The sequence below is a fragment of the Enterococcus raffinosus genome (assembly GCF_019175485.1).
GTDB classification, from domain to species: domain Bacteria; phylum Bacillota; class Bacilli; order Lactobacillales; family Enterococcaceae; genus Enterococcus_A; species Enterococcus_A raffinosus.
This window is the reverse complement of sequence record NZ_CP072888.1, coordinates 1,031,275-1,043,432: the sequence shown is the minus strand read 5'-3', so window position 1 is coordinate 1,043,432 and position 12,158 is coordinate 1,031,275. Positions and strand designations below refer to the sequence as shown.

Here is a 12,158-nt window from a genome sequence, read left to right as displayed (position 1 = left end):
TTTGACTCTGATTTTCTGGGAAAAGCAGAACTGACAACCTACCTCTTTTTTGTGTAGCAATTTTCCTTAGATAAATTGCCTCGATTTTCGTCACGGATATCCTTCTGCTATACTGCTTGTTTGGTCATTGTTCGACTCTTCTTAGTTTCGTTCTTTGACTCTGATTTTCTGGGAAAAGCAGAACTGACAACCTACCTCTTTTTTATGTAGCAATTTTTCATAGAAAAATTGCCTTGATTTTCGTTACGGATATCCTTCTGCTATACTGCTTGTTTGGTCATTGTTCTAATCTCTTTTGTTTCGTTCTTTGTCTCTGAATTTCTGGGAAAAGCAGAACTGACAACCTACCTCTTTTTTATGTAGCAATTTTCCTTAGAAAAATTGCCTCGATTTTCGTCACGGATATCCTTCTGCTATACTGCTTGATTGGCAATTGTTCTAATCTCTTTTGTTTCGTTCTTTGTCTCTGAATTTCTGGGAAAAGCAGCATTTTCTTTTATTTAAATCGTGGCTGCTATTGTTGCCATATCTTCAGCCAACGGCAGTTCAAAATGCAACGGTTCATTGTTGAAGGGATGGGGAAAGGTCAGTGAATAGCAGTGTAATGCCTGACGTTCAATGCCTAAATCTAGCGAACCATCATATAGCTCGTCACCCAAAAGCGGACAGCCGATTGCTGAAAAATGCACTCGTATTTGATGGGTTCGACCTGTGTGAAGCTGGATATCAACTAAAGCACACACCTGATTTCGCTTTTTCAACCAATATTCTGTTTCGGCTTTTTGACCCGTTTCAATGACCTGTCGTTTCAACAATGAGGATAGATCACGTCCAATCGGCATCGAAATATTCCCATGGCTCTGTAGGGAATCCACTTCTCCTGAAACAAGTGCTTGATATTTTTTGACAAATTGCTTCTTCTGCAATCCTTGATCCAGTTTGGCATGGGCGAAACCATGTTTGGCAAACAGCATCAAGCCAGAGGTATCTCGATCCAATCGAGTTACGACATGCACCACCTGATTGGCATAGTTTTGCTTCACATAGTATGCTTTGACTCGATTCGCCATCGTTCCTCGCGGATGGTATTGTGCTGGAATAGAGGCGATCCCGGCTGGTTTATTTACAACAAGGACATGCTCATCTTCAAAAACAATCTCGATCGGTACTTCGTCTGCCAGTAACGTTTCATGGGGCTCCTCATCTGGAATCACAACAGTTACAATATCATGGGTTTTTAGAGAAAACAAGACGTTTTGTTCTGTCTCATTTACTAAGATTTTTCCACCTTGAAATTTAATTTTTGCCAGCAATTTTTTCGAAATGCCCTGACGCTTTAAAAACGTCCGTACAATTGAGCTGGTCTGCTCTTCATAAGTCCATTTGAATTCCACAAAACTAATCCTCTCGAATAAAGGCATCTTTTACTCGATGCCAAAAATGCATATGCCGATAGGAAGCAAAGTGAATGCGCTCCTCGGCGATTTTGTATTTGATTGATGCAATTCCCTTTCGATTAATATCTAATTGATCGATGGTAATCAGATGTTGTTCATCGCTCTTCAACCGCACATCGATCCATTCATGGGAACCAATGATACTTGGCGAACCCAGAGTACGGAATACTCGATTGTTTAGTGACGCAATTTCAGCTAATTGCATTGCATTGATACTTGGATGAACGACTGCGCCGCCTACACTTTTGTTATAGGCTGTCGAACCAGTTGGCGTGGAGATCGCTAATCCATCACCTCGAAACCGTTCAAATAACTCTTCTTTAATGTAAACATCCGCCACCATCGTCCGACTTCCTTTACGAATCGTGGACTCATTTAGAGCCAAAAAGTGTTTTTGGTCGCCTTCTGCCGTCGTCAATAAAACATCTAACAGTGGGTAGCTGACGCTCTTTCCTTGCTCACAGCTCAAGCTGTTCACTAACTCAGGAAGCTCGTAATCACGCCAGTCAGTGTAAAAGCCTAGATGTCCCGTATGGACACCTAAAAAACGCACCTCATCTAAGCGATGATTGTAGCGGTGAAAGGCCGATAGTAATGTTCCATCGCCGCCAATCGTAATCACTAATTCCGGATCACGATCCACGATATGCAGGTCCTCTTTTTCTGCTAATAGGCCGCGCAAACGCTGCAGCACTCGAATTGATTTTTCTTCTTGATTATGAATGATTCCGATCCGTAGTCCCATGCCGACCCACTTTCTTTTTCTGTTCCTTACGATTAAATACATGCTGTGCTTCTTGAATCTCATCGCGAATGCTGGACATCTCTTCATCTAGCTGATACGCCGCTTCGGCTGCACGAAACAATCGCTTCTGAATATCCTCAGGAATTTGACCTTTATATTTATAATTCATGGAGTGCTCAATTGTTGCCCAAAAATTCATGGATAATGTTCGAATCTGAATTTCGGCAAGCAATTTCTTCTCACCCTCCAGCATCTGTACTGGATATTCGATCACTAAATGATACGACCGATAGCCGCTGGCCTTTCGATTCGTAATATAATCTCGTTCTTGAATGACCTTCATATCATTTCTACGTCGCAAAATTTCCACGACTAAAGGAATGTCCTCAACAAATTGACACATGATACGCATGCCTGCCATATCAGACATCTCATCTTCTAAACGCTCTAACGGGATCCCCCGCAGCTCTGCTTTGTTAAGGATGCTTTCTACTGGCTTCACGCGACCGGTGACAAACTCAATCGGCACATGATCTCCGCTTGTGCGGTATTGTTTTCGCAATCCACGTAATTTTATCTTCAACTCCGCTACTGCCAATTCATACGGAGCAAGAAACGAATCCCAGTCTCTCTCCATCGCCTATCCCTCACTTCATTTTTCCATTCTTTCTTATCTTATCACAAACCTTCTGCAGAAAGAATTATCATATTTTCTCAGTTTATCGAATATTACAAAATACTAACATTTTCATGGAAATGGTTCTAATTGTTTGACTATTCAGGTTATTCTATGTGAGGATGTCTTATATTAGGAATTTTCTAGGATCAGGAGTAGAATAAGTGTGAGTAAAGAAATTGAAATCGAATTCAAGAGTATGTTAACACCAGACGAATACATTGAATTGTTACGTTACTATAATGTTACAGACGAACAATTTGTAATGCAGACGAATCTTTACTTCGATACAGCGGATTTTCAACTAAAACATCTGGGAATGGGGTTACGGATTCGCCGCTTCACCAGCAAAGCAGAAGCGACTTTGAAGATTCCTCAAGAAATCGGTCTACTTGAGGTAACTGACTCCCTCACAGTGGATGCCGCAGCACAGGCAATCGAAAATAGGGCCTTCGCTTCAGAAGCGAAAGAAGTTTTGACACAATTAAACCAGTTAGCGATCGCTCGGTCTGACTTGCAATTAATTGGGAAATTAATCACAAAACGAGCGGAATTCGACATTCCAGAAGGAAAGCTGGCATTAGACGAAAGTTGGTATGGCGATCAGCATGATTTTGAGCTAGAGCTCGAAGTCCCTGATTCAACCTATAATGAAGGTGATTTTAATCAATTATTAAGCAGATTTCATATCACTTATCGCAAAACACAAAACAAAGTCGCACGAGCTGTTACTGAACAGCAAAGGCGAGAAAAAGAAATGGAGGGGCTCCAGTGATCGAAATTTATTTGTTTGTAAATCCAATTGGAAAAAAATGTTTATCGATCGAGCAACGGATCATTGATTTGATTAACAAGTATGACATGAAGATTCAGCTACGCCTGATTCCTATTATGAACTTAAAAACCGTTTCTGAGTTTATGCAGCGAATTGGCGCCTCCGAAAAAGACATCGAGCTGCGAACCGAGCTTTCACAAGAAATTCATTCTGCCGCTCTAGATGTCAAAGCCGCACACCTGCAAGGTAAAAAGCGTGGGCGTGATTTTTTGGTCGAGCTGCAAAAAACGGTTGGTGTGGAAAAGCAGCCCTATTCAAAAAAGCTGGCTATTCAATTATTCACCAAAATTGGTGGAGACATCGAAATGTTCTTAGAAGACCGTCACTCAGCATTTGTTCATGAGGCCTTTCTTACGGACCAACAGATCGCTCACGAGATGGAGATCACCTCGCATCCATCAGCAGTCATTTATAATTACGCGGATGATTGTGACGCGGGAATTCGCATCGAGGGGTGCGACACGATCCATCATATCCTAGATACATATAACACGAAGGAATCATTAATCGCGTTTTTAGAATCACAAAGTAAAAATACCGCTAGACAGTCCACGGATGACAATCACTTATCACTAATCTAAAAAATAAGCATCGCGCCTCATAAGGCAGCGATGCTTATTTTTTTATTTGTACCGCATTATTCTTCGTAAAGATATAGTTTTTCTGTTGCTTCGTTAAATAGAGATTGATTTTATTTTGCCGCAGTTTCTTTATCCCAACCTTAAAACCAACCTCTTTATTGTCCTTAATACAATACACGCCGCCTGGGATATTCTCAAAGCGAGCACGCCCTTCATCATCGGTTATTATCATCAGCGGAATCCCATTTCGTTGGACAGGGCGCTTGCCGTTTTTCGTGTACATGGCCAATTCGATTCCTGACAAGGCATTTCCCGTTGGGTCAGTTCGCAAGATGTTGAGATTGAATCGTCGTTTTCTTAGCAGATAGATATGAATCGCGCGATAAATTCCAAAAAGCAGAACCAAAATCGCGACACCCACCCCAATCAACGTCAGTAATTCTTTGAGTTTTCTAGTATCATCAGCCTTCTTGATCGCCTGTGCCATTTCCTCAGTATAAGGGATTCGATGCCCCGTCACCAATAATCGATGACTATTAATCATATAAGGCGTACAGGTCAAAAGTTTCACAATGTCTCGCCCCGGTTCAATATCTATGACGGATGTATCTCTCGGTTCCACCACATCTATCTTGTCTACCTCATAGGCAAGCTTTTCTTCAAACAGGGTGATGACAAAAATCTCACCTATTTTCACATCTTCCAAATCGGTAAACAACTTCTTTTCTGGCAAGCCGCTGTGGGCAGAAATGACAGAGTGGGTATCGACTCCACCTGTCGGAAAGGACGTTCCTTGTAATACCGTTGCCCCTTCCTGCAGCAGCTTTTCATTGGTCGTATCAAACAATGGCAGCGTCACCTCAATCGAGGGAACACTAATGGCACCGATCAAATGCTTGCGGATGTATTCATCACTCACAATCTTCCGCTCATTATCGTTCGTAAACTTTGGCGCCTTTGGAACAAGCCCATTCTTTTTTAACTCTTCGTTACGCTTTTTCATCCGCTCTTTGGCTTTACGAACCTGTTCCTTGTTTTGCTTGATATTTTGTTCCTGAACTTCCTCCATCCTCTTTTGATCAATAAAATCATTCACTGCATTGATATAAAAAGGATACATCATGACCAGCACGCCTACTAGAAAGACTAGGATCATAAAGATTTTGCTGAGCATTTGCCGTCTATCGCTTCTAGGCTTCGGTGATCTTTTCATGCTAGCTCACCTTACTTTCAATAATAAAATGCTTGATCTTCTGCTTGATGTTCTTGTAACTGCGATGGCTTAAAATCTTGAATTTCTTATCCTTCAATCGCCAAACTTTCCCTTTTACACTCAAGCCATTTTCAGTCTCAACTCGATAGACGCCGCCAGGGATTTGCTTGAACTCAATTTTTCCATAGGCATCACTAACAGTGTGAACAAGTTTTCCATCAATTCGAACCACATCTCGCTTCTGCGTAAGCAATGCACGGACACCAGGTAACGGCTCGCCATTCTCGTATAGATAGAAAACGAAATTGTAATTGCGTTTTTTGGATTGATAAAGGATGATTTTCCGCCAAACAAAGTAGCCGAAGATCAGAGCAAATAAGAGACACCCTGCAATAAGGTAATACACACGGCTACGATGATACTTTTCTGTCTCTTCGATTTTTTTCGCAGCAGCAACTGGGTAGCTGATTCGATGACCGGTAACCAATAACCGATGACTGTTTACTCCATAGGGTGTACAGGTCAACAGAGTGACCAAATCACGATCCAATTCAATTTTAAGCGCGTCAAACTTATCAGGTTTCACAATTTTTATGCGATCAACCTGATAAGCTAGTTTTTTCCCTTCTATATGTAAGTAAAACTTATCCTTCTTTTTAAGAAGCTCTAAATCTGTAAACAGCTTTTTTTCTGGTAGCCCAGTATGACCAGTAATGACTGAATGCGTACCCTTTCCTCCTACCGGAAAAGAGGTCCCCTGCAAAACTGTCGCTCCCTTATCCAATAAAAAGTCATTGGTCTCATCGTAAACCGGCAGGCTGACTTTTATTTTGGGAATAAAGACAGCGCCGATCATATGCTTTTCATAATATTCCTTTTTAGGACTCTTGGTTCCCTGAAGGGAGGATTCAAAGGGATCATCAAAACTTCCAGCCCCAGGAATGATCGTTTTTAATTTTTTATTTTCTTTTTCAAGCTTGTCTAATCTTTTCTTCTTTTCAGCTTCTGATCGAGCCTCCATCTTGTCTTGAACCTCTTCCAGACGCTGCTGATCAATGTAATTATTGATCGAATCGACGACAAATGGATACATAAATATTAGAAAACCAGTGATAAACATGACAGCGATTGATAATTTTAAAAATAAGTCAATCTTGTCTCTTTTGTTTGGTTTTGCCATTATGATCCACCCCCCTCTACTTATGCTAATTCTCGCATAATAAAACTCAAAAGAGAAATTCCAATTGTAAAATTTCTTTCAAATATTTGAATAATTTTGCTTTGAAAGCCATCTCATTTCCTATGATTTAGGTGTTTTGTTTCATGTGTATATTCCTATTTTTTAAGTTATTTTTTTCAATTCCAAAAGTTAAAAAGCGCCAATCTTAACTAAAAATAAATATTTTTCAGTTTAATAATAAGATTCTCTCTTTCCCTAGCTCTTAGTAGATGGAGTCCACAAAAAAACAGGAGCCGAAGCCCCTGTTCCTCTCATTTATGCTTTTAATTCTTGGACAATTTGTTCCAGCTCATCTAATCGTAACGCAAAAATTTCCATCGCATCTTCGATATAGGTTGGCTGAGTCATGTCTACCCCTGCCTTCTTCATGACCTCGATTGGGTAGTCACTGCTGCCGGATTTTAAGTAAGCCAAATATTTTTCCAATGCATCTGGTTCGCCTTCCACGATTCGTTTCGCTAAGGCACTGGCTGCAGAAAAACCAGTCGCATATTGGTAAACATAGTAATTATAGTAGAAATGCGGAATTCTTGACCATTCATCCTTGATTTCTTCGTCATTCACTACGATTGGTCCATAATACTTCGCGTTTAGTTCACCGTAAAACTTGCTTAGGTGTTCGCTAGTTAATGGATTTCCTGCGGCATCTTCTGTATGAATAAAGTGCTCAAACTCCGCAAATTGCGTCTGACGGAAAATCGTTCCCTTAAAGCCATCTAAGAAATGATTAATGATATAGGCCCGAACCTTTGGATCTTTTTCTGTTTCCAATAGATAGCTGGTCAAAAGATTCTCATTGGTTGTTGAAGCAATTTCTGCTAAGAAGATGGAGTAATCACCGTAAACATAGGGTTGTGTGTGTCGTGTGAAATAGCTATGAACACTATGACCCATCTCATGTACCAATGTATACAATTCATCCAGACGATCATGCCAGTTTAATAAAATATATGGCTGTGTGTCATAGGCACCAGAAGAGTAGGCCCCGCTGCGCTTCCCTTGATTTTCCACAACATCGATCCAACGTTCATCGAAGGCCTTTTTAACGACTTCTAAGTATTCCTCACCTAGCGGTTTCAATGCTTCTAACGCTTTGGCCTGCGCTTCTTCGTAAGTGAACTTCACTGGCGCTTCTGCTAAAAGCGGTGTGTACAAATCATACATGTGCAGTTCATCTAAACCGAGCAGCTCTTTCCGTAATTCCACATAACGATGCAATAGAGGTAAATATTGATTGACTACTAGCGTCAATGTTTCATACACATCTTCCGGGATATGATTTCCGCTAAGTGCTGCCGCACGCGCAGAGGCATATCCGCGAATCTTCGCCTTGTAATTATGGCCTTTAATGTGCGTGCTTAAGGTTGAAGCAAAGGTATTACGGAATTGATGGTACACCGAGTACAGCGCCTTGAAGGCTTGTTCTCTCACCTTTCGATCCGTGCTTTCCAATAACTGACCATAAACACCGTGTGTTAATTGAACGTCTTCGCCTGCTTCATTTTGTACCACCGGAAATTTAAGATCGGCGTTGTTCATGACAGAAAAAGTATCTGCTGAGCTGCTGAAAATTTCACTGGCTCCTGCTAATAAGGCTTCCTGTTCAGCCGGCAAGACATGCGCTCGCTCTGAAATGATCTGCTCAACAAAATGACGATATAATTCTAATTTGGGCTCTGCTTCAAAAAATGACCAAATTTCTTGATCAGAAAGCTCCAGCATTTCTGGCTCAAACCAGCTAACCGCTTCACTCACTTGTGCAATTAAGCTAGAAGCGCGCGCATACAATGCTTGGTTCGTCGTATTGGCGGTATCTTCATCATTTTTTAAATGGGCATATACGTAAATGACTTCCGCCTTGCGATAAATATCTAGGACGTATTCGATCGCCGCTAAAAATTCGGCCGCACCTTTTCCTAAACTCCCTTTGATCTTATCCACTTCAGTCAGTTCATCAGATAAGGCCTGGAATTTTGTTTCAAAGGCGGCGTCATCTGTAAAAATTTTAGTTAAGTCCCAAGTCAGTTCAGTGGGTACTTCCTGCCGTTTTGGCAATTGTTTTGCTTCACTCATAAAAAACACTCCTAACTTGTTTTGAGATTTTCTTCTCTTTTATAATGGTAAATCCATAAAGAGTAGACAACCCTCATCTATTTAATCACCCTCAATCTTACCACAATTTTGAAAAAAGTATTTTTAAAAGCTGTCAGGCAGATGAAACTTTAGCCTTTCTTTGACAAAAAAGAGCTTCTAAATATAGGCGCTCCAATATTTCTCGCTGTTCAATACGATGAAAAAGCCATTCCCTTTGGTTTTCTTCACGATAGGCTAAAAACTGGTCAAAAATCCTTGAAGCATGCTTCCCTTCCTTTTGAAACAAGTAACGAAACACCAACAAATCATCCTGATAAAAAAAGGAATACCGACTAGGGAAGTACATCCAATCCGGCAAATACAATACGTGTCGCCGCTCTTGATAAAAATAATGCTGCAAGCCTCGAATTTTCGGATTGCTTTGAACCAGCTTAAGACTTAGCGCCTGCTTTCGTTTTCTAATACTTTCTATCGTAGGAAAAAGCTGTATTGGGCGTTTAGTTACAGGGGCTTTGATTATTTCACTCAAGGGCTGCGAATAGCTTGGCCAACTCTCTTCGCAATAAATCAATTGCTCCAGCTCATGAATATGATAAAGGAGACGGATCTGCTCTTTTTCTACTAGCCAAAGATGCAAGCCTCGCTCCTTATCAAAGGAGCAAAATTGTTTTTGCAAGGCTGAAAACTTGTCCGTAGGCCATAATTTCTTTCCCAGCAGCCACCAATCTTCATACCCCTGCTGCCGATATCCCGCCATTCGTTCCGCCAAACGCGCCCCCTTGATTGACGAACATTGAATCTCCACTGCCAATTTGTTCTGCAATAAATCGGGACGCTGCGGCAAATCGGACAATGGTGACTCCAGCTTCCAATCGTCTTCAAATTGATTTCCCCATGAAAAAAATAATTGCTTTAACTCTAGATGTTCAGGCGTTTCCCCTTCACTCAACCCATGACAATCTCCACTACACCGATGAGCGAAATGAGGAATCTTCACTTTTCCCACTTTTCGAATCAATCGTTCTCCACAATCTGGACAGTAAAAGGAAGTGTCCTCGTGACTTTCTGACGCTGGGATCATTTCTTTTTCTTTTGTATACGCAAACAGCATTCTTCTCACCTCATGAAAAGATACGCAGTTTTTCGCAAACTTTTGTCGAACCGCTCTTTTTTTGCAGAATCCCCGTTTCTTTTTGCTGAACGAACGACAAAAAAACCACCGTTCAAACGAACGATGGCGGTGAACACTTTAATTGAAATGCGCACGCGTAATCTCGATTGCATCACGATGCATCAAAAGCTTTCCATATTCCTCCAGCATTTCTGTAGAAACGGCAGAATCTTGAGCATATTCTAAAATTTCAGCGATCACATCGGACAATCCGAATTCACCGAAAACTTCAGGGTCAAAATAGACTTGCAGATAGTATGTCCCATCTAGCAGGTATAAATCACACCAGGCCTCATCTAAAAAGTGATAGCTCGACAATTCAATCATGTCTTCAAAACTATTTAATTGAAAAACCCGTAATCGGCTTACTTTTCCGTCTTCTTCAAGACTCTCAGAGTTTGCTAAAATCTGCTGCCGAATCAATTGATCGAAATCACTTGTTTCGAACTCTGTTGAGTTGTTCATTTTATTGAGATCCTCAGGTGTCAGGTTTTTACTAATAAATAGCTCCAATCCGTCATTCTTCGGAAGTACTTGGAAAGTGACAGCCTCACTGCTCTTGAACTCATCCTCGATATCGACTTCCTCTAATATACTATAGAAGAAAGATTCGATTTCACGATGATTTCCTAGCAAATCTAAAAAAGTAATTCCTCGTTCAGCTAAATCTTCATTCTCGATAATGACGCGGATCGTATTCTCATTGATGTGTTCCATCTCCATCTTGGCACACCTCACTTTAAAGATAGATTATATGTTCATTGTAACTGATTCCGACTAAAAGTAAAGAAAGCCGACGAATTTTATTAAATTCCTATAAATAAACAAGGCTCGCTACTTCAAACACAAGCTCAAAGTCTTTTTCAATTCAAGTTTTCGTTAATAAATAGGAATCGTTCTTGTATGCACGTCTAACTGACGTATACTTTGGTAAAGGAGGTCTTTTAATGATCAAGAGTATTGTGTTTGATTTAGGAAACGTTTTAATCGATTTTGACCCTATGCGCTTTGTCCGTGAAAAAACGACGGATCCTCAACAGCAAAAAATGCTAGTGTCAGAAATCTTCGGTTCAGTGGATTGGCTACGTTACGACAAAGGGACTATGACAAAAGATGAACTCTCTTTATCAGTCAAAACTCGCTTGCCTCGCGAACTGCACCCTCTTGCAGAAGAGCTTTTAGCATCCTGGTATGACGGTCTAACTCCCCTGCCTCATATGGAAGAATTACCGCGACGTTTGAAGGACAAGGGCTTAAATGTCTACATTCTGTCGAATGCGCCACAAGATTATTATCTCTACGAGGAGAAAGTCCCCAATCATGACGTTTTTGATGGGGTCTTCATTTCTTCAGATTGGAGATTATCCAAACCCGAGCATGAGATCTTTCGAGCCTTTTATAGTCATTTCCGCTTGAATCCTGCCGAATGTTACTTTATTGACGACATGGCTGCCAATATTTTAGCCGCTGAAGAAACAGGTATGAGGGGCTTTCATTATAAAAAGAACTTTCCTCCATTAGAAAAAGAAATGACGCGACTTCAGCTATTATAAAAAAATACCCCGCAAACGCGGGGTATTTACTCTATAATCCAGCCATTAATTGGGCTTGACGTAATTCATATTGGCGAACGTCTCGTGGTAAGAAACGACGAATTTCATCTTCGTTAAATCCAACTTGCAGACGCTTCTCGTCTATCATGATCGGACGACGTAACAATCCAGGATTTTCTTTAACTAAGTCCAACAATTCTTTTAGGGACAATTCATCTAAATCCATGTTCAACTTTTGGAAAACTTTTGAACGGGTAGAAATGATCTCTTCAGTTCCGTCCTCAGTCATTTGTAAAATGGCCTTCAACTCATCAATGTTCAATGGCTCAGAAAAAATATTTCGTTCAACGTAAGGAATCTCATGTTCCTGTAGCCAAGCACGTGCTTTCCGACATGATGTACAACTAGGGGAAGTATATAGTGTTAACATGCATATCACTCCTTTTCTTGACTCTCAATTTTTGTAACAGGTGATACTAGCTTCCTGCTATCTGTTTCTATTATACAAAAAAAAGGTAACAAAAAAAAGAGGTGCTACGTATTTTCTTTACAAATATTAGCGTTATTTAATTTATCTTAAGGGGATCAAGGGT

Annotated in this window: 12 protein-coding genes; 3 read left to right on the top strand and 9 right to left on the bottom strand. The window is 40.7% G+C overall.

What is annotated here, in order from left to right:
• Nucleotides 1-500 precede the first annotated feature (500 nt).
• From J9537_RS05095 to yjbM, 3 genes are read right to left on the bottom strand one after another with little or no spacing between them, the layout of a single operon-like run.
• Nucleotides 501-1,394, bottom strand: coding sequence for an RluA family pseudouridine synthase (locus J9537_RS05095; RefSeq protein WP_218256964.1), 894 nt, complete (start codon nucleotides 1,392-1,394; stop codon nucleotides 501-503).
• A 4-nt stretch (nucleotides 1,395-1,398) separates the two neighbouring features.
• A complete protein-coding gene (locus J9537_RS05090) occupies nucleotides 1,399-2,202 on the bottom strand; it encodes an NAD kinase (RefSeq protein ID WP_218256963.1) in 804 nt (267 codons plus the stop codon).
• On the bottom strand, nucleotides 2,174-2,839 hold the full coding sequence (gene yjbM / locus J9537_RS05085) for a GTP diphosphokinase (protein ID WP_010746494.1): 666 nt from the start codon (nucleotides 2,837-2,839) through the stop codon (nucleotides 2,174-2,176). The genes J9537_RS05090 and yjbM overlap by 29 nt, the downstream gene beginning before the upstream one ends.
• Before the next feature lie 205 nt (nucleotides 2,840-3,044).
• Here yjbM and J9537_RS05080 point away from each other — a divergent pair, with 205 nt between their 5' ends.
• Nucleotides 3,045-3,653: a CYTH domain-containing protein gene (locus tag J9537_RS05080; RefSeq protein WP_218256962.1), complete on the top strand. Its 609-nt coding sequence runs from the start codon at nucleotides 3,045-3,047 to the stop codon at nucleotides 3,651-3,653.
• The gene (locus J9537_RS05075; protein WP_010746496.1) at nucleotides 3,650-4,294 is read left to right on the top strand and encodes a DsbA family protein; all 645 of its coding nucleotides are present in this window, start codon (nucleotides 3,650-3,652) and stop codon (nucleotides 4,292-4,294) included. The genes J9537_RS05080 and J9537_RS05075 overlap by 4 nt, the downstream gene beginning before the upstream one ends.
• A 34-nt stretch (nucleotides 4,295-4,328) precedes the next feature.
• On the opposite strand, the gene J9537_RS05070 is transcribed toward J9537_RS05075, so the two are convergent.
• From J9537_RS05070 to J9537_RS05050, 5 genes are all read right to left on the bottom strand, one after another.
• Nucleotides 4,329-5,507, bottom strand: a complete 1,179-nt coding sequence (locus tag J9537_RS05070; RefSeq protein WP_218256961.1) for a class C sortase — start codon at nucleotides 5,505-5,507, stop codon at nucleotides 4,329-4,331.
• Between the two features lies 1 nt (nucleotide 5,508).
• Nucleotides 5,509-6,687 carry a class C sortase gene (locus tag J9537_RS05065; protein WP_218256960.1) on the bottom strand — a complete coding sequence of 393 codons (1,179 nt, stop codon included), beginning with the start codon at nucleotides 6,685-6,687 and terminating at the stop codon, nucleotides 5,509-5,511.
• A gap of 315 nt (nucleotides 6,688-7,002) precedes the next feature.
• Nucleotides 7,003-8,820: an oligoendopeptidase F gene (pepF, locus tag J9537_RS05060; protein WP_218256959.1), complete on the bottom strand. Its 1,818-nt coding sequence runs from the start codon at nucleotides 8,818-8,820 to the stop codon at nucleotides 7,003-7,005.
• Nucleotides 8,821-8,953: 133 nt separating this feature from the next.
• The gene (locus J9537_RS05055) at nucleotides 8,954-9,952 is read right to left on the bottom strand and encodes a competence protein CoiA (RefSeq protein WP_218256958.1); all 999 of its coding nucleotides are present in this window, start codon (nucleotides 9,950-9,952) and stop codon (nucleotides 8,954-8,956) included.
• A 138-nt stretch (nucleotides 9,953-10,090) separates the two neighbouring features.
• The gene (locus J9537_RS05050; RefSeq protein WP_010746501.1) at nucleotides 10,091-10,735 is read right to left on the bottom strand and encodes an adaptor protein MecA; all 645 of its coding nucleotides are present in this window, start codon (nucleotides 10,733-10,735) and stop codon (nucleotides 10,091-10,093) included.
• 224 nt (nucleotides 10,736-10,959) lie between these two features.
• On the opposite strand from J9537_RS05050, the gene J9537_RS05045 reads away from it, so the two are divergent.
• Nucleotides 10,960-11,565 (top strand): HAD family hydrolase, encoded by a 606-nt coding sequence (locus J9537_RS05045; RefSeq protein ID WP_218256957.1) that lies wholly within the window; start codon nucleotides 10,960-10,962, stop codon nucleotides 11,563-11,565.
• Between the two features lie 31 nt (nucleotides 11,566-11,596).
• Here the strand turns inward: J9537_RS05045 and spxA are convergent, their stop codons facing one another.
• Nucleotides 11,597-11,995, bottom strand: coding sequence for a transcriptional regulator SpxA (spxA, locus tag J9537_RS05040; RefSeq protein WP_010739854.1), 399 nt, complete (start codon nucleotides 11,993-11,995; stop codon nucleotides 11,597-11,599).
• Nucleotides 11,996-12,158 lie beyond the last annotated feature (163 nt).

Coding starts and splice junctions, on each gene's coding strand:
- J9537_RS05055 (WP_218256958.1), bottom strand. CDS start 9,952: ATGCTGTTTGCGTATACAAAAGAAAAAGAAATGATCCCAGCGTCAGAA.
- J9537_RS05070 (WP_218256961.1), bottom strand. CDS start 5,507: ATGAAAAGATCACCGAAGCCTAGAAGCGATAGACGGCAAATGCTCAGC.
- J9537_RS05050 (WP_010746501.1), bottom strand. CDS start 10,735: ATGGAGATGGAACACATCAATGAGAATACGATCCGCGTCATTATCGAG.
- spxA (WP_010739854.1), bottom strand. CDS start 11,995: ATGTTAACACTATATACTTCCCCTAGTTGTACATCATGTCGGAAAGCA.
- J9537_RS05090 (WP_218256963.1), bottom strand. CDS start 2,202: ATGGGACTACGGATCGGAATCATTCATAATCAAGAAGAAAAATCAATT.
- yjbM (WP_010746494.1), bottom strand. CDS start 2,839: ATGGAGAGAGACTGGGATTCGTTTCTTGCTCCGTATGAATTGGCAGTA.
- J9537_RS05065 (WP_218256960.1), bottom strand. CDS start 6,687: ATGGCAAAACCAAACAAAAGAGACAAGATTGACTTATTTTTAAAATTA.
- J9537_RS05045 (WP_218256957.1), top strand. CDS start 10,960: ATGATCAAGAGTATTGTGTTTGATTTAGGAAACGTTTTAATCGATTTT.
- pepF (WP_218256959.1), bottom strand. CDS start 8,820: ATGAGTGAAGCAAAACAATTGCCAAAACGGCAGGAAGTACCCACTGAA.